This is a genomic window from Vibrio sp. CUB2 (genome assembly GCF_001557945.1).
Lineage (GTDB): Bacteria > Pseudomonadota > Gammaproteobacteria > Enterobacterales > Vibrionaceae > Vibrio > Vibrio owensii.
On sequence record NZ_LNRB01000005.1, the window covers coordinates 285,173 to 311,249 of the forward strand.

The following is a 26,077-nucleotide window of genomic DNA, read 5'->3' on the forward strand; positions in this document are numbered from 1 at the left end:
CTTGGCATGTCACTATAATACGAGAATATTTTTTCTTAATGCTTCGCGGAAATCCGCTCAAACCAGGAACCCTCATGACTGAAAAGTTAAAAAACAGCAAAGAAGTTATCGCATACATTGCTGAATGTTTCCCTAAGTGCTTTACTTTAGAAGGTGAAGCAAAGCCTCTGAAAATTGGTATTTTTCAAGATCTTGCGGAACGTCTAAATGAAGACGAAAAAGTAAGCAAAACTCAGCTTCGTGCAGCGTTAAGACAGTACACTTCATCATGGCGTTACCTACACGGTGTAAAACCAGGTGCAGTACGTGTTGATCTAGATGGCAACCCATGTGGCGAGCTAGAAGAAGAACACGTAGAACACGCTAAAGCGACACTTGCTGAAAGCAAAGCGAAAGTTCAAGCTCGTCGTAAAGAACAAGCTCAGAAAGCTCGTGAAGAGGGTAAGGCGAAAGCGAAACCTGCGGCTAAAAAGCCTCAACAGCCTCGTCGTGCTAACAAACCAAAAGTACAAAAAGAAAGTAAGCCTGTAGAAACACGCGCGCTAAACGCTGACGAGATCACAATCGGCAACGCAGTAAACGTGAACATGGGCAAAGGAAACATGGCTGCGACCATTGTTGAAGTCAATAAGGAAGATGTACGTGTTCAACTTGCTAACGGCCTACAAATGGTTGTGAAAGCGGAGCACTTGCGCGCATAAGGGAGATACTCCTACGCATGAATTGCCGTTCAAAAGTGACACTGATTGCTGCTAGCTTCTGGCTAGCAGCATCAGCTCAGGCTCTAGAAGCCAAACTAAACAAAGATGATTTGCCGGTTCTTGCTCCTGAAGTTCAGCATGAAACAGCCAGCAAACGAGTGACTTCTCGATTTACCCGCTCTCATTATAAGCACTTCAATCTGAATGATGATTTCTCCAAAGCGATCTTCGAACGCTATGTAGAAATGCTTGATTACAATAGAAATATTTTTACTCAAGCCGATATCGATTCTTTCAAAGATTGGTCAATTAGCCTTGATGATCAGCTTAAAGCTGGCAACAACAAGATTGCATTTGATGTTTATAACCTTTCGATGCAGAAGCGTTTTGACCGTTTTGCCTACGCACTGACTCTACTCGATAAAGAAATCAAGCTTGATACTGATGAATCTATCGAACTGGATCGTTCTGAAGCCGCATGGCCTAAAAACGAAGCCGAGCTAAATGAGTTATGGCGCAAACGCGTTAAATACGATGCTCTAAACCTTAAAATGACTGGTAAAGAATGGCCAGAAATCAAAGAGGTTTTAGAGAAGCGTTACAACAATGCGATGAAACGCATTACGCAAACTCGCAACGAAGACGCTTTCCAACTTTACATGAATGCTTTCGCTCGTGAAGTTGATCCGCACACTAGCTACTTATCTCCTCGAAATGCAGAACAATTCCAATCAGAGATGAATTTGTCTCTTGAAGGTATTGGTGCCGTACTTCAAATGACCGATGACTACACAGTGATTCGATCTTTGGTTGCCGGCGGTCCTGCTTCTAAGAGCAAACAGTTGGGCGAGGGTGATCGCATCATCGGTGTTGGTCAAGATGGCGAAGAAGTTGTCGATGTCATTGGTTGGCGTCTTGATGACGTCGTTCAGTTAATCAAAGGCCCTAAGGGAACCAAAGTTAACCTACAAGTCTTGCCGGAAGGCAAAGATGCAAAGAGTTACGTTGTCACTATTGTTCGTGACAAAGTTCGCTTAGAAGACCGCGCGGTTAAATCTGAAATCATCGAGAAAGACGGTAAAAAGATTGGTGTTCTTGAAGTTCCAAGCTTCTACGTTGGTCTCTCGAAAGATACAGACAAACTGCTTGCTGAACTAAAAGCCAAGAACGTTGATGGCGTGATCGTTGATTTACGAAACAACGGTGGTGGTGCACTGACAGAAGCAACCGCTTTAACAGGTCTCTTTATTAAAGAGGGCCCGGTTGTTCAAGTTCGTGATAGCTACGGACGTATCAAGGTAAATGCAGATACCGATGGCCAAATAAGTTACGACGGCCCGCTAACTGTATTGATCAACCGTTACAGTGCTTCAGCGTCTGAGATCTTTGCGGCAGCAATGCAGGATTATAACCGTGCGATTATTCTTGGCGAAAACTCTTTCGGCAAGGGTACCGTTCAGCAACATCGTTCACTGAACCATATCTACGATCTTTTCGATAAAGAGCTTGGTTATGTTCAATACACGATTCAGAAGTTCTACCGCATTGATGGTGGCAGTACTCAGAACCGTGGTGTTGCACCAGACATCGCTTATCCAACGCCAGTTGAGCCAAGCGAAACAGGTGAAAGTGTTGAAGATAACGCGTTACCTTGGGATAGCATTGATAAAGCAAAATATCAGACATTCCCAAGTAACGACGCACTTGTGACTCAACTGACTGAACTTCACAACAAACGTATCGCAGATGAAATGGAATTCCGCTTCATCAAAGAAGATATCGAGAAGTACCGTAAAGAGAAAGACGATAACTTATTGTCTCTTAACGAGAAAGTTCGTGAAGATGAATCGGATAAAGCCGAGGCTCTACGTCTAGAGCGCATCAATGAACGTCAAGCTGCAATGGGTAAAGAACCATTCAAAACGCTTGATGATGTGCCAAAAGATTACGAAGCACCAGACGTTTATCTAGATGAATCCGTTGCTGTTATGGTCGATATGCTGAAAAGCTAATAATTCAGTCATAATGACTAACAATTCTGTGTATTAAGAGCGAGTCATAGCGACTCGCTCTTTTTTTTATGTGTATTTACCACTATGTTCAAACTGAATTCGGTGAATCCTACGCTTAATTTTCTTCAATAAATTACGTGATGTAGATCAAATATTTCGCGAAAACGAGATCTAGCACCTAAGCTAAAAGAAAACGATAAGGATACCGTTATGAAATGGTTCATTATTTTACTTAGCTTTTGCTGCTTTAGTGTTTCTAGTGCGGAAACCAACAAGGAAGACGAACTCAGTCACTTCGACACCCCGTTTTTGATCGGCGACTGGTACTTGATGAATCCCAACCCGGAAGAATCATCAGAGAACTTTCGTGCGATCAAATTGACCTTGGGTTCTGATTACACCTTCTCGATCGATATACAGAAAAAAGACTACTCAATAGACCACTGGGAAGGGATGTATAACGCCAATGAAGACACCATTGTTCTTGGCTTGAATACAGATGAACCGCAAATTTATGCATATCGAAACAATCACAACACATTAGATCTGAACGGTGTGACCTTCACAAAAGGACTATCAAATGCGCTGGCTGGCATTTGGTCCAGTTCACAAGTCGGTGGCGATGGTATGCTCGCCAATAACATCAATCAGATGGATTTGATTCTACAACCTGACTTTGTGTTTATGTTCCGGGTCGCGAACGATGAAGGTGAGGAATCAGTTAAGCAGGGCGTGTTCTACACCGAGGGGGAACATTTGGTTCTTTTGTATGAAAACGGTGAACATGGTACGCGTTATGTACTCAATCAAAATGAGCTTACGATTAAGGATTCCAACGGTGATATGTACGCGGTTCTCAACCGAGTGACACCCTAAATGATTCATCATCATTATTTCACGCTAGGTTATTAATAGTGAAATGTTCTGATGTTGATTAAATGTTAAACAGAAAGCGGAGCTAAGCCACTAAAAGCTCCGTTTTTTTATAGAAAGACTTGTATTCTGATACCACAACCCCTACAAATAGCTTATATCGTGATACCAGTAAGAGGTGTTTGAGCCTCTAGTCCTGGTATTTTTGTGGTTCTATATACAAGGATTTATGGACATGTCTCAAGCTCCCCAAGCGAAATATCGCAAAGATTACAAATCGCCATCTCATGCCATCACGGACATTGACTTGACGTTTGATCTTTATGACAACGACACGATCGTTACAGCAGTATCAAAAGTAGTTCAAAAGGGTGAATCAACCACATTGGAACTCGACGGTGAAGGGCTAGAGCTACGCTCCGTAAAAGTAAACGGTGAAGATTGGGCTCACCATGAAGTAAAAGAAGCCTCTTTAGTGCTTACCGATTTGCCTGCGGAATTTGATTTAGAAATCGTTACTAAGATTGACCCGGAAGCAAACTCGGCACTTGAAGGTCTTTACAAATCAGGTGGTGCGTTCTGTACGCAGTGTGAAGCAGAAGGCTTCCGTCGTATTACTTACTACCTAGACCGTCCAGACGTTCTTGCGAAATACACAACAAAAGTGATCGCAGACAAAGCCGTGTATCCATACCTATTAAGCAATGGTAACCGCGTCGCTGAAGGTGAGGCAGAAAATGGTCGTCATTGGGTTCAATGGCAAGACCCACATCCAAAACCAGCTTACTTGTTTGCGTTGGTAGCCGGTGATTTTGATGTACTACGTGACAAATACACAACCACATCAGGTCGTGAAGTAGACCTAGAAATCTTTGTCGACAAAGGCAACCTAGATCGTGCTGGTCATGCGATGACTTCACTTATCAACTCAATGAAGTGGGATGAAGACCGCTTTGGTCTTGAGTATGATCTAGATATTTACATGATCGTGGCCGTTGATTTCTTCAATATGGGCGCGATGGAAAACAAGGGTCTAAACATCTTCAACTCGAAGTTTGTGCTTGCGAATGAAAAAACCGCGACTGACCGTGAATACCTTGGTATTGAAGCGGTAATCGGTCACGAGTACTTCCACAACTGGACGGGTAACCGTGTTACTTGCCGTGACTGGTTCCAACTGAGTTTGAAAGAAGGCCTAACGGTATTCCGCGATCAAGAGTTCTCATCTGATCTTGGTTCACGAGCAGTAAACCGCATCGACAACGTTCGCATTATCCGCGGTCCGCAATTCGCGGAAGATTCAAGCCCAATGTCACACCCAATTCGTCCGGATAAAGTTATTGAAATGAATAACTTCTACACGCTAACCGTTTACGAAAAGGGCAGCGAAGTGATCCGCATGTATCATACGCTACTTGGCGAAGAAGGTTTCCAAAAAGGTATGAAACTGTACTTCGAGCGTCATGATGGTACTGCAGCAACGTGTGAAGATTTCGTTTCTGCAATGGAAGACGCAACGGGCGTTGACCTTAAGCAATTCCGCTTATGGTACAGCCAGTCTGGTACGCCAACACTTCGTGTAAACAGTGAATACAATGCGGAAGCAAAAACTTACGCACTAACGGTTGAGCAATTTACTGAAGCAACGCACGACCAATCAGAAAAACAAGCGCTACATATTCCATTCGATATTGAGCTGTACGCACAAAACGGTGATGTGATTCCACTGGTTATCAACGGTGAATCGGTACACAACGTTCTAGACGTGAAGCAAGATAAGCAGACTTTCGTATTCGAAAACGTCGCAGAACAACCAGTGCCATCATTGCTTCGTGAGTTCTCTGCACCGGTTAAATTGGAATACGATTACAGCGATGATGAACTGATCTTCTTGATGAAGCACGCAACAAACGATTTTGCTCGTTGGGATGCAAGCCAAATGCTGCTAGCGAAGTACATTCGTCAAAACGTAACTAACGTTCAAGCGGGTGGTGAGGTTAAGCTATCAGAAGACTTAATCGATGCATTCCGTGGCGTGTTACTTGATGCGAATCTTGAGCCAGCGTTTATCGCACAAGTTCTGTCTTTACCTTCAATTAACGAAATCACTGGTTGGTACAAGCAGATTGATATTGATGCGGTAGATACGGTACTGAATAACATTACAGTGTCACTTTCTAAAGAGCTAGAAGATGAACTGAGTGCTACTTACCACGCATTGAACCAAGCAGAGTACAGCATTGATCACGACGCTATTGGTAAACGAGCTTTGCGTAACCAATGTCTGCAGTTCCTAGCCCACACTGAAAAAGGCAACGAACTAGCTAAAGCGCAGTACGAGTCATCAAACAACATGACAGACACGATCGCGGCAATGAGTGCAGCGAACAATGCACAACTTGAATGTCGTGAAGCGCTAATGGCGGATTACAGCGACAAGTGGAAGCACGATGGTCTGGTTATGGACAAATGGTTTGTTCTTCAGGGCAGCAACCCGGTTGAAAACGCACTTGAGAAAGTGAAAGAAACCATGAGCCACGAAGCATTTAGCTTGAAGAACCCGAACCGTACGCGTAGCTTGATTGGTTCTTTCTTAAACGCAAACCCAGTGCGCTTCCATGATAAATCAGGCTCTGGCTACCAGTTTGCTGGTGAGATCCTTCGTCAGTTGAACGATACCAACCCACAAGTGGCGTCTCGTATGATCGATCCTCTATTGAAGTTCCGTAAATACGATGAAGGTCGCCAAGCCCTTATCCGTGCAGAGCTTGAAAAGCTAAAGGCGATGGACAATTTAGCGAAAGACCTATTTGAAAAAGTGACTAAAGCACTAGACGAATAATCGACAAAAGAATAGGGTGGTCGTTATGATCACCCTAGTTTTTTGTTCTGACAATAATCCATTCTAATGAACCAGTATTACTTCTCTCTCAACATCTCTTATCAAACATTTCTTTCACACTATTCCGGTGCCGCAAGTTCGGTACAAGTCATTACTGACAATGGTTTGAGAGTGCAACTAGATGCATCAAAATTTAGACCATTTCTTAGTCAATTAGGCGTTAGAGGTCGTTTTAGACTCACAACTGACCAAAATAATAAGTTTCTAAAGTTAGAAACTCTGTGATGCCTGATATTCCTAGTGAGTTAAACAGGAATCTTAGTCACATAATCAAACATTTCACCTCTTACCACTGCGAATTTTTGTTAAACATTTGTAATTATGCTTTTACAATAAGTGCATGCATTACCTATGCTTAGTTTCGAGGCTAAAACCCGAAGTTAAGTCCCCCTACAAAACAACAATTCTAATGTGGAGTGTGAATATGACCGCGCGTGAAAATGTAGTGCCGGTTCTGCTTGAAAAGGTATACCAACTAATTCAAGACAAACTCGAGCTTTCTCACCAACCGCTTGTAACTAAACTTGCTCAACACTTATTTAGCAACATTGCTGATGATGACTTGATTCAGCGAAATGAATCCGACCTTTATGGTGCCGTTGTTAGCCTGTGGCATCATATCAATGAAAAGAAACCAGAAGATATTTCTGTCAGGGTGTTCAACCCGACTGTCAGCCGCCAAGGTTGGCAATCGACTCACACTATTGTTGAAATTGTTGTACCGGATAGTCCGTTTTTGGTGGATTCCATCAAGATGGCGCTAACGCGACTCGACCTTGTTTCTCACTTGATGCTCAACAACCCAACGCAACTAGAACGCGATAAGAAAGGGCAAGTGACGGATGTAAATGGCGAGGGCGGTGTTCTTCAATCTCTATTCCACATCGAAGTAGACCGTTTAACCAGTAAAGATGAAATGCAAGCGCTGAAAAATGAGTTGCTAACCATCTTATCAGACACGCGCTTAGTCGTTGATGACTGGAAGCAAATGGTTGAAAAACTTAAGATCGTTACCAACGACCTTGAGAAGAATAAAGATCGTGTTTCAATGAAAACGGATCGTTTAGATGAAACGATCGAATACCTACGCTGGTTAGGGGATCATAACTTCACCTTCATGGGGTATAAGGAATATGATCTTGTCAGTGTCAATGGTGATACTGAGCTTCAGCCGGTGAAAGAGAAAGGCCTTGGCATGTTTGCTGATGATAGTCGCGTTCGCAGCATCAAGCTTTCTGAACTGTCAGACTCAGCGCGCCTTGAAGCGAAAAAACCTTACGCGCTGATCATCACTAAGGGCAACCAAGCCTCTCGTATTCACCGCCCAGCGTACACTGACTACATTGGTGTTAAGAAATTCGACAAGAATGGTAAAGTGATTGGTGAGCACCGTTTCACAGGTCTTTACACTTCTGCGGTATACAACCAAGCGGTACAAAGCATTCCTCTGATCCGCGAGAAAGTGGACCGTATTCTAGAAGCGAGTGGCTACCGTAACGGGTCGTACTCGTATAAAGCCCTGCACAACATCCTAGAAAACTACCCACGTGATGAACTGCTTCAAGCTCGCGAAGAAGAGCTACTAGAAGTGGGGATGGGCGTAGTGCAAATGCAAGACCGTGACTTGTTACGTCTATTTGTTCGTAAAGACCCGTTTGGTCGATTCTTCAGCTGCATGGTTTATGTGACAAAAGACCGTTACAACACCGAGCTTCGCCGTCAAACACAACGTATTCTTAAGCAGTACTTTGGCTGTGAGCAAGAAGTTGAATTCACTACCTTCTTCTCAGAGAGCCCACTGGCGAGAACCCATTACATTGTTCGTGTAGACAATAACAACATTGATGTAGACGTGAAAAAGATTGAGCAGAACTTAATGGAAGTATCGACTTCATGGGATGATCGCCTAAAAGAATCCATCATTGCTAACTTCGGTGAAAGCAAAGGTCTTCCGCTTTCGAAAGAGTATATGAGCGCATTCCCACGTTCATACAAAGAAGACATGATGCCAGGCTCTGCGGTTGCAGACATCGAACGTCTAGAAGCGTTAAGCGATGACAACAAACTCGGCATGCTGTTCTATCGTCCGCAAGAAGAGGCGGCTGAATCGAAAGCGGTGCGCTTGAAGCTATACCACCGCGACGAGCCAATTCACCTATCTGACGTGATGCCAATGTTGGAAAACCTAGGCTTACGTGTGATCGGCGAATCACCATATGAGATCGAAACCAACAATGGACAAACGTTCTGGATCCTTGATTTCTCAATGCTGCATAAGAGCGACAAGACCGTTGATCTTCGTGAAGCTCGCGATCGTTTCCAGCAAGCCTTTGCTGCAATTTGGGCAGGTAATTTAGAGAGTGATGGCTTCAACCGCTTGTTGCTAGGCGCTTCACTGTCTGGTCGTGAAATCTCAATTCTTCGTGCATACGCTCGCTATATGCGCCAAGTTGGCTTCCCATTCAGTCAACAATACATTGAAGATACCCTGAGCCATTACCCTGATTTAGCAACAGGTCTGGTGAATCTATTTGCTAAGCGATTCGATCCAAAACACAAGGGCAGTGAGAAAGGTCAGAACGATCTTATCAAGAAGATAACCGAGCAATTGGATCGTGTTGAAAGCCTAGATGATGATCGTATTATCCGTCGCTACATGGAAATGATCACGGCAACGCTACGCACTAACTACTACCAGTTGGACGAAAATAAACAGCCAAAACCTTGGTTATCATTGAAGATGAAGCCAAGCGAAATCCCTGATATTCCTCAGCCAGTGCCTGCGTTTGAAATCTTCGTGTACGCACCGGATATCGAGGGTGTACACCTACGTGGCGGTAAAGTCGCGCGTGGTGGTCTACGTTGGTCGGACCGTCAAGAAGATTTCCGTACGGAGATTCTTGGCCTAGTTAAAGCACAGCAAGTTAAGAACACGGTTATTGTCCCTGTAGGTGCAAAAGGTGGCTTCGTATGTAAACGTCAGCCAACTCTAACTAACCGTGATGAAATCTTTGCTGAAGGTCAACGTTGTTACAAACGTTTCATTCGTGCGCTTCTTGATGTTTCCGACAATATCATCGAGGGTGAAGTTATTCCGCCGAAGAGTGTGGTTCGTCACGATGAAGACGACCCATACTTGGTTGTTGCAGCCGATAAAGGTACAGCGACGTTCTCTGATTTGGCGAACTCTGTATCGGATGAGTACAACTTCTGGCTAGGTGATGCGTTTGCATCAGGCGGCTCTAACGGTTACGACCACAAAGCAATGGGTATCACTGCTAAAGGTGGTTGGGAATCGGTGAAACGCCACTTCCGTGAAATGGGCATCAACTGTCAAACCACTGACTTCACCGCAATTGGTGTTGGTGATATGGCGGGTGACGTATTTGGTAACGGTATGCTGCTATCTAAGCACATTCGTCTACAAGCTGCGTTCAACCATATGCACATCTTCATTGATCCAAATCCAGATTCAGCCACCAGCTGGGAAGAGCGTAATCGCTTGTTCAATCTACCACGATCAAGCTGGGAAGATTATAACGCCGAGTTGATCTCGCAGGGCGGTGGTATTTTCTCTCGTCGCTCTAAATCGATCCAACTGACGCCAGAAATCCAAAAAATGTTGGGCACTAAAAAAGCATCTCTTGCGCCAAACGATCTGATTAAGATGATCCTACAAATGGAAGTGGATCTACTTTGGAATGGTGGTATCGGCACGTACGTTAAAGCTTCTAGCGAGACGCACACTGATGTTGGCGACCGTGCAAATGACGTACTCCGTATCGATGGACGTGATTTAAAAGCAAAAGTCGTTGGTGAAGGCGGTAACTTGGGTATGACTCAGCTTGGTCGTATCGAGTACGCAACCACTGGTGGTCGTGTAAATACCGACTTTGTTGACAATGTTGGCGGTGTAGACTGCTCGGATAACGAAGTAAACATTAAGATCTTCTTGAACGGTCTTGTATCAAATGGCGATTTAACGGTTAAACAACGAAACCAGATTCTTGAATCGATGGAAGACGAAGTAGGCGAAATCGTATTGGACGATGCATACCGTCAATCTGAGTCGATTTCGGTGACTGAACAACAAGGTGTTGGCATCGTTAAAGAGCAAATCCGCTTTATTCACACTATGGAAAAAGCAGGATACTTGGATCGTGCTCTTGAGTACATTCCAGACGATGAAACTTTGATTGAGCGAGAAAAACAAGGTCTTGGTCTGACACGTCCTGAACTTTCAGTACTCGTAGCTTACGGCAAGATGGTTCTAAAAGAACAATTGGTTGCTGACGAAATTGCAAATGATGAATTCCATGGAAAACAACTGGTTGCTTATTTCCCAAGTGAGTTACGCCGTAACTATAAAGATCAAATGGTAAACCACCCACTGCGTGCCGAAATCATCGCAACAGCTCTGGCAAACCAAATGGTTAATGAAATGGGCTGTAACTTCGTGACTCGTCTTCAAGAAGAGACGGGGGCGAGTGTGGTTGATATTGCGAACGCTTACAGTGCGACGCGTGAAATCTTCGAACTAGAAGATATTCTTAAACAAACTCGTGCTCTTGATAACGTTGCAACCGCAGAAGCACAGTATGAGATCATGTTCTACGTACGTCGCGCATTGCGCCGTATCTCTCGTTGGTTACTTCGCAATCGCAGCGGTAAGAGCACAGTAACTGAGCTCGTTGCACTATATAAAGGCGATGTTCACACTATTACTGAAACTCTAGACACCATGCTAGTTGCATCAGAAGTGGAAGAGCATAACGAACTTGCTCAGAAATGGATTGAGCGTGGAGTAGAAGAGAAACTTGCGCACCACGTAGCTCGTCTCTCTAGCTTGCAATCAGCACTGGATATATCTTCAGTAGCGAGCGAAACGGGTAAAACGGTTGAACAAGCATCTAAGCTTTATTTCAACCTCGGTGACCGTTTATCACTTCATTGGTTCTTGAAACAGATCAATAGCCAAGCAGTCGATAACAACTGGCAAGCCTTAGCCCGTGCGGCATTCCGTGAGGATCTTGATTGGCAACAACGTCAACTGACTGCTCAAGTTCTAACTTGCGGCTGTTCAACAGAAGATCTAGACGTAATGCAAGCACTTGAAGATTGGATGACAACAAATGAACTGTCATTGCATCGTTGGGAGAGTATCTTGAATGAATTCAAAGTTGGTTCCGTCCATGAATTCGCTAAGTTCTCTGTAGCACTTCGAGAATTGGTTCTACTTAATCTGAATTGTTCTTCGAACGAATAGGGTAAGTGACTTTGACAAAGGCCTCGCAATAGCGGGGCTTTTTTATGTTTAAACCATTTCAATCAACCAAAATTAGTGACATTGTAACTTTGATTTTAAGTTTTCATGACGTGAAATCGTTTGCTTTTAATGAAAAAGCTAGCAATTTTGCATAGGAGAACTAGCGCTAATCGACTGTTTTTAAGAATAAAACTAAAATAAGAGGCTCAATTTTGCTGAATTCATTCATTTTCATTGAATTGCATTGGAAAACAGTAAATAATATTGACCCGTTTACACGGGGCTTTTTTCTTTCGGAGGCACAATGCTTTACCGTCTAGCCAGAACTGGCTTTTTCCAACTTGATGCCGAAAAGGCACATGATCTTGCAATCAAAAACTTCCAACGCTTTAACGGCACTCCTCTCGATCTTTTCTATCGTCAACAATTACCAAATCGTCCAGTAGAATGCATGGGGCTTACATTCCGTAACCCAGTGGGTCTTGCTGCTGGTTTGGACAAAAACGGCGAATGCATCGAAGCGTTTGACGCTATGGGCTTTGGTTTTGTCGAAGTTGGTACTGTTACGCCTCGCCCTCAACCAGGGAATGACAAGCCACGCTTGTTCCGCCTAGTTGAAGCGGAAGGTATCATCAACCGTATGGGCTTTAACAACCTAGGTGTGGATCATCTGGTTGAGAATGTGAAAAAGGCAAAATACAACTGCGTTCTTGGTATCAATATTGGTAAGAATAAAGACACACCAATTGAGAACGGGGCAGAGGACTACCTGATTTGTATGGAAAAAGTGTACGAGTACGCCGGTTACATCGCCGTGAACATCTCGTCACCAAATACACCAGGACTTCGTTCGCTTCAGTACGGTGAAGCTCTAGACGAATTGCTAGCTGAACTCAAAGCGAAACAAGCCGAACTTGCTGAAAAACACGGTAAGTACGTACCACTTGCGCTAAAAATTGCACCGGATTTGAGCGATGATGAAATCAGCCAGATCTGTGAGTCTCTAATTAAGAACAATATCGATGGCGTTATTGCAACCAATACAACACTGGATCGCACAGTCGTTGAAGGTATGAAGCATGCAAACGAAGCGGGTGGTTTAAGTGGACGTCCGGTTCAATCTCGTTCAACAGAGGTTGTTCGCAAACTTCACGAAGAACTCGGCGACAAACTTCCGATCATTGGTGTCGGTGGTGTTGACTCTTACGTTGCTGCAAAAGAGAAAATGATGGCAGGCGCGCAACTTGTTCAGGTTTACACTGGTTTTATCTACCACGGACCTGGTCTCGTACGCGATATTGTTAAAAATCTATAAGATCAATCGCTAAATCGTTGAGAAATCGACGCTTGTTACTAAAAAAGAGGAATACGTTTCCTCTTTTTTTTTGTCCGTTCGTTTGTAAAATTTAAAAATCATGAGTAGGTAATTAAGCGTCTTACCTCTTATTACTGTTTAACTAGTCACAAGAGAACGGAATAATGCTTAAACCCAGCGACAAATGGAATTGGTATTTTGACGAGCAGAAAGCTTGCCTAATGCTGGATTTAGGGGAGGAAATGATTTTCCAAACCAATCTATGCCGAAAGCTGTTGGTCAATTGTGCCTTCTCAGACAATGAATTCACCGTTGATGACGCAAGCGCGTTCCAAACGTACAACGAACGAATCCGCTGTCTCGACATCAACGAATACCGTCAAGCCGAGCTTACGCTTTATTGCGTAGCCGCGAAACGCTTTCATAAGCCAGTCCAGCCTAAGAGCTGGTTCTTCGATGCCCAATGCGATGGGCACGAGCCAGAAGAAGGGGACATGGTTTTCCTAACAAACCGATATTCAGAAGGTGTGTTCGTCGTCCTAGAGCCAGGTGAAACATCAAGCCTGTGTGCTTATGTTGGACAGGAAGAGTTCCTGCTAGACGGCAACAAAACGCTCCAGTTTGGTCAACCGATTAAAGTAATGCATGATCGCATGGTCTGTGCTAATCACTTATTCATGATGGCACCGATGGCGATGGTGGGTTAGTTTCCTTTTGATTTTTTCTTTAATTTCGTTCCTTTGTTTGCATTAATCGACCGTACTAGGTCGATTTTTTTTGCCTAGAATTTTCCAAATCTCTCCTAATACACGCTCCAAACTCACCCTTAGATGAGGGGATTTCGTATCTCATATATGAAGCAGCTCACTTTTATTTCACTTTTTTCATTTTAGCGTTTCCTTAAATTAGGCAACTTGGCGCCTAATATTTCACCTTTTATTCCTCTATACATTCATTTTGTAAGTAAATTACATGTACAGAGCTGGCTTGGTATAGACCAAATTTACAGTAAATAAGTATTCACTTCTTCTATAGGGCTTGTTTTTATTAGGTAATGTAAAAGAGACTTATTTCTTGATGACAGGTGTTGTGTTTTGACTTTCAGCAGGAAGGGTTGGTGATGGATTGCGCTAACAAATCGAAAAAGCCTTTAAAAACGAGGCATTGATCGTAAAGTCAGGTATAATCAAAGCCATTTTTTATCGACGAAAGAACACTATGAATCAATATCTCGCGGTAACTTCAAATGGCATGGAAAACTTGCTTGTTGAAGAACTGACTAAACTAGGCATTGAAAACGCCAAACCAGTACAGGCAGGCGTAAAATTTAAAGCAACGAATGAACAGATTTACCGTTGCTGTTTGTGGAGCCGCTTGGCGTCTCGATTTGTACGTGTTTTATCGGAGTTTACCTGTAACGACGACATGGACCTTTACCTGTCAACGTCTGCAATCAACTGGGTAAACCAATTCCATAGCTCAAAGCGCTTTGTGGTTGACTTCAACGGTACTAACCGCGAAATCCGCAACAGCCAATATGGTGCAATGAAAGTAAAAGATGGCATCGTCGACTGCTTTGAGAAGAAAGGGCTTCCTCGTCCAAATATCAGCAAAGAGCGTCCCGATATCCGTGTTCACGTCCGTCTACACAAAGATAAGGCAATTCTTGGTGTGGACATGGTGGGTAGTGGTCTTCATCAACGTGGCTACCGTCCAGAATCTGGTCGAGCTCCGCTGCGTGAAACACTAGCAGCAGCTATCGTAATGCGTTGTGGCTGGGATGGTTCTCTACCACTTTTAGACCCGATGTGTGGTTCTGGTACGTTGCTGATTGAAGCGGCAATGATGGCAGCAAACATGGCACCTGGCGTTAAACGCAAACAGTGGGGCTTTGAAGCACTAGAAGACTTTGAACCAGAGCTTTGGACAGAGATTAAATCAGAGGCAAATGTACAGGCTCGACGTGGTGTCAAAAAAGTTGACGCTAAGTTTTTCGGCTTCGATAACGACCCGAAAGTACTGAAAGTTGCACAAGACAACGCTCGTAGAGCTGGCGTTGAAGAACTGATTACATTTGCACAAGGTGATGCAGCAACTATTACTCGTCCAGCTGGTTTCGAAGCCGGCGTTATCGTTTCTAACCCGCCTTATGGTGAGCGTCTTGGTACTGAGCCTGGTCTGATTGCCCTATACACAGCATTTGGTGGCCAGCTAAAAGCAGAGTTTGGCGGTTGTAAAGCGTCTATCTTCTCTAGTTCAGACGAGCTACTAAGCTGTCTTCGTATGCGTGCGGACAAACAGTTTAAATTGAACAATGGTGCGTTACCGTGTCACCAAAAGAACTACAGCATTGCAGAGCGCAGCGCTGAAGAGTTAAAAGGCGCGGATACTAGCGTTCAAATCGCACCTGATTTCTCAAACCGTTTGAAGAAAAACATTGGTAAGATCGGTAAATGGGCTCGTAAAGAGAAACTAGATTGTTACCGTATCTACGATGCGGACCTTCCAGAATACAACGTAGCGATCGACGTGTACGGCGATCAAATCGTTATTCAAGAATACGCGGCGCCTAAGAATATCCCTGAAGAAAAAGCCAAACGCCGTCTAACGGACATTATCCGTGCAACGATTCAGGTAACCGGGGTAGAAGCGAACAAAGTTGTACTGAAAGTTCGTGAGAAGCAAAAAGGCCGTAGTCAGTACCAAAAACTGGGGCAAGTTTCAGAGACACTTGAAGTGAACGAGTACGGTGTGAAGCTAATCGTAAACCTTCACGATTACCTAGACACTGGCTTGTTCTTGGATCATAAGATCACTCGTCGTCGCCTTGGCGAAATGGCACAAGGTAAAGATTTCCTTAACTTGTTTGCTTACACTGGTAGTGCGACAGTACACGCAGCCGTTGGTGGTGCTCGTTCTACAACTACGGTAGACATGTCTAACACGTACCTGAACTGGGCGAAAGACAACATGCAGCTAAATGGCTGTGTTGGTCGCCAGCATCGTTTTGAGCAAGCAGACTGTCTCCAGTGGCTTGAGAACGCGAAAGGTGAATACGATCTTATCTTTATTGATCCACCAACGTTCTCTAACTCTAAACGTATGGAAACGTCGTTCGATGTGCAACGCGACCACATTAAGCTAATGACAAACCTTAAGCGCCTATTGCGTGCTGGCGGTACGATTGTGTTCTCGAACAACAAACGTCACTTCAAGATGGACGAAGCAGGGCTCGCAGAACTGGGCTTAAAAGCGCAGAACATTTCTTCTCAAACTCTGCCATTGGATTTCTCTCGTAACAAACAGATTCACAACTGCTGGCTGGTTACGCACGCAGAATAGGGACGGAACAGTAAAAGGATGTTGAACGTGCTAACACTTTACAGCACTGAAGGATGCCATCTCTGTGAGATGGCGTTTGACCTCGTTGGTCAGATTGGCCTCGCCGAACAAACTCACATCGTCGACATTGCGTTCGACGATGCTCTCTTTTCTCGTTACGGCGTCACGATTCCCGTATTAAAATATCAAGATTCTGAGTTGAACTGGCCGTTTGACTTAGAACAACTCACACATTGGTTGGATAATAATGGCATTACTTACCATTCATAACGCGCAACTTGCATTTGGTGACCATCCATTGCTAGATAAAGCGGAGTTCGCTCTTCAAGAAAACGAACGCGTTTGTTTAGTTGGTCGTAACGGTGCAGGTAAGTCTACGTTAATGAAAGTGCTTGCCGGCGACATTTTGTTGGACGATGGCAAGATTCAAATCACTCAAGACGTAGTTGTTTCTCGACTTGAACAAGATCCACCACGCAATCAAGAGGGTACGGTTTACGAATACGTATCTGGTGGTTTAGCTGAAATCGGCGAACAGCTGAAAATCTACCATGATCTTCTCGATCTTGTGGCTCAGGACCCAAGTGAAAAGAACATTAATCGTCTTGCTAAGATTCAAGAGCAGTTGGATCATCTAAATGCTTGGCGCTTTGATGACCGTGTAAAGAACGTTCTGGGCGCTTTAAAGCTAAGCCCGGAAACCAAACTGACGGACTTATCTGGTGGTTGGCAACGCAAAGCGGCTCTGGCTCGTGCTCTTGTTTGTGACCCTGATGTATTGCTTCTTGATGAGCCTACTAACCATCTTGATGTAACAACCATCGAATGGTTAGAGAACTTCTTAAGAGACTTCAAAGGCTCGATCATCTTTATTTCTCACGACCGTACGTTCATCAAATCGATGGCCACACGCATCGTTGACTTAGATCGTGGTCAATTGGCGTCTTTCCCTGGTAATTATGATCAGTACCTGAATGACAAAGAAGAGATGCTTCGTGTTGAAGAAATGCAAAATGCGGAGTTCGACAAAAAGTTAGCTCAAGAAGAAGTGTGGATTCGTCAGGGGATTAAAGCGCGTCGTACACGCAACGAAGGTCGTGTTCGCGCCCTTAAAAAGCTTCGTGAAGAACGTCGCGACCGTCGTGAAGTGCAAGGTAAAGTTAACCTTAATATCGATGATGCTTCACGCTCAGGCAAGATCGTCTTTGAAGCAGAGAACGTCTCTTTTGCATTCGAAGGCAAAAAGATCGTCGACAACTTCAGCTTCAACATCATGCGTGGTGACCGAATCGCCCTGATTGGCCCTAATGGCTGTGGTAAAAGTACGGTTCTGAAGTTGCTACTAGGCCAGTTAGAGACACAAGGTGGCCGTCTACATTGCGGCACAAAGCTAGAAGTTGCTTACTTCGACCAGTATCGTGAAATCCTCGATCCTGAAAAGACGGTTATCGATAACCTAGCGGATGGTAAACAGGAAGTGATGGTAGGCGGCCGTCAACGTCATGCATTGAGCTACCTACAAGATTTCTTGTTCGCCCCAAAACGTGCCCGTACGCCAGTAAAAGCGTTATCAGGTGGTGAAAAAAACCGTCTGTTGCTAGCGCGTATCTTATTGAAACCTAACAACTTGCTTATTCTTGACGAACCAACCAACGATTTGGACATCGAAACGTTGGAACTTTTAGAAGAAATGCTTGCCAATTATCAGGGTACGTTACTGTTAGTGAGTCACGACCGTGAGTTCGTAGACAATACAGTAACAACCAGCTGGATTTTTGAAGGTAACGGCGTAATCGAAGAGTTCGTTGGTGGTTATCACGATGCTAAACAGCAGCGTGATCAAGTTCTTGCTTCACGCAGTCAGGTTGAAAAAGCAACGAAGAAAGAGAAAGTGGTTGAGGAAACTCCCAAAACTACGCAACCTAAGAACAATTCGAAGAAGTTATCGTATAAGCTGCAAAGAGAATTAGAGGCTCTTCCAGCTAAACTAGAACAATTAGAGTCGGATATTGAGACGCTACAAGAACAAGTGAATGACCCAGAGTTCTTCACTAAATCTGTGGAACAGACTCAACCGGTATTGGAACAACTCGCTGCAGTAGAGCAGGAGTTGGAAATCGCATTCGAGAGATGGGAAGAACTCGAAGCAATGCAACAGGACAGTTAAGAATTCAATGAATTGTAGTAACAAATTCAAATTAACCGCCGTCGCGATGATGGTTGGTACAGCAATGAATGCTAATGCAGCATTGTATCAAGTGCTTGAAGTAGAACCGGAATCAAACGGTGACGTCGTTAATTACGAAACCGCTTATGGTGTTGCGATCCAGAAAGGTGATGTTCAGGATGTTGGAACTGGAGCACCATTTGTCCATGGTTGTTTTGATTCTGCAGCAGGCTGTACGCCGGAACAGTTTAAATTGGCGATGGAAACCCGTACAACACCAATCTCTGCAGGTGAGGCGGTAGACGGTGTTAGTTATCGCGAAGAAGTTCCTTTTGCAATGGACTCAGGTTTTTACTACGTACAAGAATACGATGATTTTGAGCGCTACTGCTACAATGAGCGCCGTTACTCAACGTGTGAATCTTGGGCTTCTGTTCATTGGCAACCTTGGAGTAAAGAACTAGGTAAAGATTTCACGACAAATGCACTAGCGTTTGTTGAAGGTGACTCAAATGCTTACGATAACAAGTACAACAACGTTATCAACAGCCTTACTGCTGAAGGTGAACCAGTTGGTAACCAGAGTGTAGTAAGCGATGCTGACTCTTCTGAACTGGAAACAAGAAACACGGTAGTAGCTCCAGTGCCTCCAACTATCGTACCAAGTAGTGATGAGGCTGTCGTTGTTGCGAGCCGAGCATGGCGCACCGATGGCACATTTACAGTGGGTAGCATCTCAGAACAAGCAACGAACGATAATGGTACACACCATACATCTAAAGCGGCAATTTGGGACTCAACAGGAACGGTAAGTCAGGTTGATTGGCCTAGCAACACTTCAAAAGACGGCGAGCGTTTAGCGCAAGGCAGCATGCGTGGTGTTGTTGAGGATGGAATTACTGTATACGGTGTCGGTTACAACACTTACTCTGATGACAACTACATGAACGCAACAGTCTTTGTTGGACAGTTGACAACGCCTGGTGAAATAACTGGCGTCGAATGGACCAACAAACTCGTTAGCGGTGCTCAACAGCGTATTGATGGCGATACAGTGCATTCAAATTCACGTTTGACAGATGTTAACTCTAACTTTGTCGCTATTGGTGAAGCTAAACGTTCAGGTGCTTATTTGATGCCAACGGGCGCAGCTCCAAATCGTCTGTTTGTTGTTGACGATGTGACAGCAGAGTCAGTAAGTGCGTTCTACCCAACTACTGATATCTTTTTCAGTGGTGCAGGTGGCCATATGGGCGCTATCAACTCATATAATGAGATTGTTGGTCAGCTAGACGCAGAAACAACTCGAGAAGATGAAGGTAAACCTCGTCGTAAACGTGGATTTATTTACCCATACACGAAATCAGGTGACCCTGTTAGCGCTCGTGCATCTGATTTGTTCGAAGGTAAACCTTGGTTCTTGGATAATCTAACGAACGGTGGAGATTTCTCTGCAGACAACAACGCGTTCCGCATCATTAATGCGACAGACATTAACGACGCTGGCGTTATTTCAGCAACTGCAATGAAGTGTGAAGGCGGATATAAGAGTACCGACCATAACGCGTCTTGTGATGGTACTGAAAAGATCGTTGCTGTTAAGTTGATGCCTATTGCCGGTGCTACTTCGGCAGATATCCAACAGAGAAGTATCGAGGACGAGGCTTCTGAGCGCGAAGGTGCTGGCCTTGGTTGGTTGGCTTTGACCATGCTTGGCTTGTTCGGGTTCCGTAGAAAATAGTCAGTAATTTTTAAATCAAGCAGAGGCTCACAGAAATGAACCTCTGCTTTTTTTATGCCTTGAGAAAACGCGCAATTTGATCGATTCTTATAAGTGGAGTCATAAAAACTCCATCAAAGTTTCACAGTAACAGTAGTACGTTTGTAAATGGACCTGTATGAGGAATTAACTATGAAGAGACAAAAGCGTGATCGCCTAGAACGAGCTCAATCTCAAGGCTATAAAGCTGGGTTGAATGGAAGGTCTCAAGAGGCTTGCCCATATCAACAAATTGACGCTCGGTCGTATTGGTTAGGTGGTTGGCGTGATGCCAGAGATGAAAAACAATCTGGTCTCTACAAATAAACTCTCCACATACAAACAGAAGGATTTGAAAGGGCTCGCTAAGAGCCTTTTCTGCGTTTGATAGCTAGGAGTATAGTTATCTAGATAAAAAGAAAAGGCTCCTTAAAGGAGCCTTCTTAAATAATTCAGAGTAGAAGACTAGAAGCTTGAAGTGTCTTGGAACAAGCCTACTTTCAGATCTTTTGCTACGTAGATTTCTTTGCCATCTACACAGACACGACCATCAGCTAGACCCATTACTAATTTACGGTTAACAACACGCTTCATGTGGATCTCATATGTCACTTTTTTCGCTGTTGGTAGGATCTGACCAGTAAATTTCACTTCGCCAACCCCAAGAGCACGGCCTTTGCCTTTACCGCCAACCCAGCCTAGGAAGAAACCAACAAGCTGCCACATTGCATCAAGGCCAAGACAACCAGGCATTACTGGGTCACCAGGGAAGTGACAATCGAAGAACCAAAGGTCTGGAGTAATGTCCAACTCTGCTAGGATCAAACCTTTACCGAAATCACCTTCAGTCTCAGACATTTTTGTGATGCGGTCCATCATCAACATGTTTGGTGCTGGTAGCTGAGGACCTTGTGGCCAAAGTTCACCTTGGCTAGAAGCTAGAAGATCGTCGCGGTTGTAAGAATCACGTTTGTTTTGCATTATCAATTACTCCAATTTTTGATAGCTGCATCTTAGTGAACACGTGTACGCTAAACAACTCCGATCAGTACTAGACAAACCAGTTTTTGATGCGCTCCACAATTCCGACTGGATGCTCATGTCTTTCAAAGTTTTCGATACGTTCAGCAATTTTACCGATGATGCTATCGTCTTCACCACGGAACGGTTTAGACATCAGAATAGGAATCGCCTCATCAACAGTAGAAACTGACCAAATATGGAACTCACCATTCTTAATGCTTTTTATGACATCTTTATGTAGAGCGAGATGTTTTAGGTTGGATTTAGGCATGATTACGCCTTGCTCACCCGTAAAGCCCTGGTGTTTACATACTTGGTAAAAGCCTTCAATCTTCTCGTTCAAACCGCCAACAGCCTGTACACGACCAAATTGGTCGACCGCGCCAGTAACAGCGATCTGCTGGTTGACCGGAGACTCAGATAGGGCACTCACCAAACAACAAAGCTCTGCTAACGAGGCGCTGTCTCCGTCGACTTCACTGTATGATTGTTCGAATACGATCGATGCTGAGTAAGGTAGAGGCTCATCTAGGTTCAGAGCAGAACTTACAAACGCTTGCATAATCATCATGCCTTTAGCATGCAGGTTGCCACCAAGCTCTGCTTTACGTTCAACATCTGAGATATCACCATCACCGAAGTGAATAACACAGGAAATACGTGCAGGCTCACCATAAGAGACAGGGTGTCCAGCCATATCAATGACAGTGAGGCCATTAATTTGACCGACTTGCTCGCCAGTTGTTTCAATGATCACTTGTCCATCAAGGATATCGTCTACAGCGCGTTGTGGTAGGTACGATTCACGATAATATTTGTCATCTATTGCCTTATCAATATCATCGAATTCGATCACAGAAGCATTTGAATACTGACTAGCAAGAGCCAGCAATTGGCTGTGCCACATGACTCCGAGTGGTAAATAGTGTTGATCTTCGGTGTAACGCATACCAGCGAGAATAAGCCTTCTAAACGCTTGAGAGCTCAACGCTGGGTATTGATAGCGTTGACATACCCAATTCACTAGACCGATGTAACTACGCAGGCTTTGTTCGGAAAGATGGATATCTTCTTCAACCTCGGTATACATGGTAATACCAGCCGAGAAGTCTTCGTCAATGAACTCAATTTCCGCTAACTGATTGCGATCCCCCGTTATAACAAGCTTTACATCGTACTCTTGGCTGCCAAGCGGAGAAGACGCGATACGATTAGGTGTCAAATTGGCAGGTGCAAAGCTTCCACCTTGAATGGCTGCTTTAATACTTGGCCATCGAGCAGCATTCGCCAAAACTAAGTTTGCTGGAACAATAAGGTAACCACCATGTGCTTTGGCGATTAAACCTGATTCAAAGGTTGTTTGCCCATCGAGATTGACGCTATAACGATCGAACAGCTCTATTGCGTCCAACGATTCTGTAACAACGACAGGAGCATCTGCTGTCACTTGCAAAGCATCACAGATAAATCCGCGATAAACTGAGTTATCCGTGCAGTTAACTAGCAGTATGCGAGTTAAGCCTCTCACATTGACGAATCGACGGATGGTAGCTTCCAGTCTTGGTTGTAAATCAATAAAGGACTTTAGCGGGAGTGAAGGAGCGTTGGTCAGAATTTCTTCGTACTGCTCAAAAGAAGGGGTGACATCTTGCCAGTTAACTTGGTTCATTCAAATTCATCGTAATTTAGTCTTGTGCGCATTATAGCGAAACGATGATCAACTCCCTAGTAACAATTTGACCTATCCAAAAATTCTGCAAATTCAGTTGATTAAACCTTCGACAAATGAGTGATCAACATCGATACTTTTATGAGTTTTAATTGCTGAATCTGTGCATCTGGGTTACGCTGTCACCATATGCGCATTAAGGGTCGGAAGGATGAAATATCAGCAGCTTGAGAATTTAGAATGTGGTTGGAAATGGAAGTATCTCATCAAAAAATGGAAAGATGGTGAAGCCATCACTCGATACATTGATACGAGTGAAGCTGATGCTGCTATTGCCGAACTACGAACATTAGAGCATGAGCCAACACAAGTGCTAACTTGGATAGAAAATCACATGTCAGAAGAGCTTGATAATAAGCTCAAACAGGCCATTCGTGCAAAGCGTAAACGTCACTTTAATGCTGAGCAAGTACACACGAAAAAGAAATCAATTGATCTTGATTACCGAGTGTGGGAAAAGCTCTCAAACCGAGCCAATGAGTTAGGGTGTACATTATCAGACGCCATCGAATACCTTTTATCAGAAGCTTCACGAAGTGAGAAAGCAAGTATGAAGGTATCATCTTTGAAAGAAGATTTGAGTAAATTGTTGTCCAGCTAAGGAGTATCAAATGCTTTATGTAATATTGATTGCTGCTGTTGTCATTTTTTGGCTTATCGCTGTAGATAGACCCGTCTTAAAGGTTAAATTCGAGGAAGGGCACATATCTAACGTGAAAGGTCATATTCCACCTTCTTTTAAACACAACCTGCAAGACATCGCTGAGCATGACCCCTTTGATGGTGAGATGAAAGTCTACAATCAACGTACTGGTATGCGTTTAACTTTCTCTAAAGAGGTCCCTAAGAAAGTCCAACAGCGTATTAGAAACGTATTCCCTCACCAAGGTTTTAAGTCGACTAAAGGCAAAAAACGAGCTTAAGCATACTATCAGTTACTTGTTCATGTTAAACGGGGCGCATTAATTGCGCCCCGTTTTTATATTAACTAAGTCAGTGAGTTAGAGTTTTAGCTTTGACTAACTAAAAGGTAACTCTATGCGATACACTGTCACGTTTTTGCTTGTGTTATTTAGTAACTCTGTTGCTAAAGCTGACGACTCACAGACCAATCCCGTAGCGAACAAAATCAAAGTAGAACTTCAAAAGAAAACCAACAGAAAGTTTGATGGTTACTACGGTTATTGTGACTTGATGATTGAAATGGAGCACAAAGGCAAGAGCGCCAAGATCAAAAAAGTGAACGGAAGTGGCGATAAACGCGTCTGCCAGTTCGCTAAGTCAAATGTGAAAATTGGAAAACGTTATCGCTATAAATTCTCTGAAAAGTACATACGATTACACATAACAACAGGGGATTAGTGTTTGCTAATTACATTTCGATAAGTTCGAATTATTTATAACTGGAATTAATATCACATTTCGTTTACTGCATGTGGCTTTATAGATAAACTTGCCGACAGGAAAATAAAACAACGTTAGGAATATCAGTTTGTTGCTCACACAAAAAAATTACACACAAGAAGCAATGGACATCGCTGCCAAAGTATCGAAAGAAGTAGAACTTAGGCATGCAAAATGGCTAGCAAGCATGAACCACCAAGTGGACCAGTCACAGGTGGACAAGCTTCTCAGTTTACAAGGACGCTATTGCGACGACGTCATCTTCAGTGAGGAAGACCGAGTTACACGTAACCAAAGAATACTTCTCATGTGTGAACAAGAGAGAGTAAAAGAAAAGCGGCAGGTTGTTGAAGATAGGCAGAAAACACTGCAAACAGTGATCAATGACGTATCTAAAGTTGCCGAGCGAATGTTAGGGAAAAAGCTAGAAGCTCTACCTATTGATAAATTATCTAGCAACCTACCAGCATTTGAACAATTCGCATCATTTGCCTATACGCCATCTCTGAGCCTGCAAAAACTGACTGATTTAGCCAACAATAGTCATCAGTTAAGTTCAACAATCGCTGATCTCATTGAAAACTCGAGGCTACGTGAACGAGGCAGCTCGGCAAAGAACAACTCAGATGTTCGAATTGCGATCGGTCGCATAGGAGTTGAGAATTGCCGCAAGTTATTCCCAGTCTTGATGGCGCGTCCAATGATGAGATGGTCAGATAATAATACTAAGGTTCTTACTCCGAAGTTTTGGCAACAATTGGTTTTAACCGCCAACATCACCAAGATGCGATTGAATGAAACTGATGTTCCTGACCCCGATTGCGGAGTTTTAATCGGAACGCTTCGAAGTCTCGGCAGTATCGTGCTCATTAACCATTTTACCGACACGTTTGAAGATGCACTCATTGAAGTCATGCTGAATTACAGAAAGACTAACAGGAAAGATAAGTACTACGCGTGTGCTGATGTCCGACCCAATTCAGCGTTCTTGCCTAAAGTCATTGTCGATATGGAAGCGCTGGTGACGAAACGACTTGTGGAAAGCTTCAACTGGCCGAAAAATGTAGAACACATTAAAGTCGCAATTCTAGAGGACATAGAAAAGAAACCGGTCTTAGAACGCAGCGTATATGGTGCAGCTTTGGCACAGGCTAGGGCATATGCAATCTACGATAACTTATCAAGAAGTGAAGTGTTTGCGGAAAAGCACAAACCATTTTGGTTTGCTAACGTTCAAATATCTGGAGAAGCGTTATCATCCATTAGAATGAGCGCCCCTGGAAAGATGACTCTTTTGATGTAAAAGAGTTACGACGTCACATGTATATTTGAAGCGACCACGTTTGGTCGCTTTTTTATTACCTGTTTATTAACTGAAAAAGAGAAACCCACAGATTATAAATCCGAGTTCTTTGGTTTTTTAAAAATGATCAAACCTTTAGTGACAGTGTCACTTAAGGGAGTGAGCAATATTAGAAGAACTGACGCCAAGTTTTAAAATTATGACGGAGCTACTTATCTAGTCTTGAAAGCATGTTTCTAAGGCGATGGATTCCCAAGGTGCTTCCAGAATCTTGAAATTGT

Annotated in this window: 19 protein-coding genes; 17 read left to right on the forward strand and 2 right to left on the reverse strand. The window is 43.7% G+C overall.

Translation table 11 applies throughout. The annotated features are described in order from the left end of the window. The first annotated feature begins 74 nt into the window (after positions 1-74). From proQ to rmf, 13 genes are all read left to right on the forward strand, one after another. Complete coding sequence (gene proQ / locus ATB78_RS10325) at positions 75-701, forward strand: RNA chaperone ProQ (RefSeq protein WP_020197434.1); 627 nt, start codon at positions 75-77, stop codon at positions 699-701. Positions 702-718: 17 nt separating this feature from the next. Continuing rightward, entirely contained in the window at positions 719-2,713 is a 1,995-nt protein-coding gene (gene prc / locus ATB78_RS10330; protein WP_061008612.1) for a carboxy terminal-processing peptidase, read from the forward strand. 210 nt (positions 2,714-2,923) lie between these two features. Next, positions 2,924-3,589 (forward strand): hypothetical protein, encoded by a 666-nt coding sequence (locus ATB78_RS10335; RefSeq protein ID WP_009706130.1) that lies wholly within the window; start codon positions 2,924-2,926, stop codon positions 3,587-3,589. A 232-nt stretch (positions 3,590-3,821) separates the two neighbouring features. Continuing rightward, positions 3,822-6,428, forward strand: a complete 2,607-nt coding sequence (pepN, locus tag ATB78_RS10340) for an aminopeptidase N (RefSeq protein WP_061008613.1) — start codon at positions 3,822-3,824, stop codon at positions 6,426-6,428. Between the two features lie 66 nt (positions 6,429-6,494). Next, entirely contained in the window at positions 6,495-6,713 is a 219-nt protein-coding gene (locus ATB78_RS28355) for a DUF2835 domain-containing protein (RefSeq protein WP_078607003.1), read from the forward strand. A 199-nt stretch (positions 6,714-6,912) separates the two neighbouring features. After that, a complete protein-coding gene (locus ATB78_RS10345; RefSeq protein ID WP_039989196.1) occupies positions 6,913-11,754 on the forward strand; it encodes an NAD-glutamate dehydrogenase in 4,842 nt (1,613 codons plus the stop codon). Positions 11,755-12,058: 304 nt separating this feature from the next. Beyond that, positions 12,059-13,069, forward strand: a complete 1,011-nt coding sequence (gene pyrD / locus ATB78_RS10350) for a quinone-dependent dihydroorotate dehydrogenase (protein ID WP_005440069.1) — start codon at positions 12,059-12,061, stop codon at positions 13,067-13,069. A gap of 164 nt (positions 13,070-13,233) precedes the next feature. Then, entirely contained in the window at positions 13,234-13,776 is a 543-nt protein-coding gene (locus ATB78_RS10355; protein ID WP_005426674.1) for a cell division protein ZapC, read from the forward strand. 511 nt (positions 13,777-14,287) lie between these two features. Continuing rightward, a complete protein-coding gene (gene rlmKL, locus ATB78_RS10360) occupies positions 14,288-16,411 on the forward strand; it encodes a bifunctional 23S rRNA (guanine(2069)-N(7))-methyltransferase RlmK/23S rRNA (guanine(2445)-N(2))-methyltransferase RlmL (RefSeq protein ID WP_061008614.1) in 2,124 nt (707 codons plus the stop codon). 18 nt (positions 16,412-16,429) lie between these two features. Next, complete coding sequence (locus ATB78_RS10365) at positions 16,430-16,681, forward strand: glutaredoxin family protein (protein WP_061008615.1); 252 nt, start codon at positions 16,430-16,432, stop codon at positions 16,679-16,681. Beyond that, positions 16,659-18,578: an ABC transporter ATP-binding protein gene (locus tag ATB78_RS10370; RefSeq protein WP_061008616.1), complete on the forward strand. Its 1,920-nt coding sequence runs from the start codon at positions 16,659-16,661 to the stop codon at positions 18,576-18,578. The genes ATB78_RS10365 and ATB78_RS10370 overlap by 23 nt, the downstream gene beginning before the upstream one ends. A 7-nt stretch (positions 18,579-18,585) precedes the next feature. After that, entirely contained in the window at positions 18,586-20,319 is a 1,734-nt protein-coding gene (locus tag ATB78_RS10375; RefSeq protein WP_061008617.1) for a DUF3466 family protein, read from the forward strand. A gap of 171 nt (positions 20,320-20,490) precedes the next feature. Next, positions 20,491-20,664: a ribosome modulation factor gene (gene rmf, locus ATB78_RS10380; protein WP_005532367.1), complete on the forward strand. Its 174-nt coding sequence runs from the start codon at positions 20,491-20,493 to the stop codon at positions 20,662-20,664. Between the two features lie 138 nt (positions 20,665-20,802). Here rmf and fabA read toward each other — a convergent pair whose 3' ends face one another. Together fabA and ATB78_RS10390 are read right to left on the reverse strand one after the other, a co-directional pair. Further along, the gene (gene fabA, locus ATB78_RS10385) at positions 20,803-21,318 is read right to left on the reverse strand and encodes a bifunctional 3-hydroxydecanoyl-ACP dehydratase/trans-2-decenoyl-ACP isomerase (RefSeq protein WP_005440057.1); all 516 of its coding nucleotides are present in this window, start codon (positions 21,316-21,318) and stop codon (positions 20,803-20,805) included. Between the two features lie 70 nt (positions 21,319-21,388). Further along, positions 21,389-23,029 (reverse strand): Lon protease family protein, encoded by a 1,641-nt coding sequence (locus ATB78_RS10390; protein WP_061008618.1) that lies wholly within the window; start codon positions 23,027-23,029, stop codon positions 21,389-21,391. A 211-nt stretch (positions 23,030-23,240) separates the two neighbouring features. On the opposite strand from ATB78_RS10390, the gene matP reads away from it, so the two are divergent. The 4 genes from matP (at position 23,241) to ATB78_RS10410 (ending at position 25,796) form a co-directional block, all read left to right on the forward strand. Then, positions 23,241-23,690, forward strand: a complete 450-nt coding sequence (gene matP / locus ATB78_RS10395; protein WP_061008619.1) for a macrodomain Ter protein MatP — start codon at positions 23,241-23,243, stop codon at positions 23,688-23,690. Positions 23,691-23,700: 10 nt separating this feature from the next. Further along, complete coding sequence (locus ATB78_RS10400; protein ID WP_033006144.1) at positions 23,701-24,012, forward strand: DUF3634 family protein; 312 nt, start codon at positions 23,701-23,703, stop codon at positions 24,010-24,012. A gap of 115 nt (positions 24,013-24,127) precedes the next feature. Then, a complete protein-coding gene (locus tag ATB78_RS10405) occupies positions 24,128-24,451 on the forward strand; it encodes a hypothetical protein (protein WP_061008620.1) in 324 nt (107 codons plus the stop codon). 130 nt (positions 24,452-24,581) lie between these two features. Next, entirely contained in the window at positions 24,582-25,796 is a 1,215-nt protein-coding gene (locus tag ATB78_RS10410) for an HDOD domain-containing protein (RefSeq protein ID WP_061008621.1), read from the forward strand. Positions 25,797-26,077: the final 281 nt, after the last annotated feature.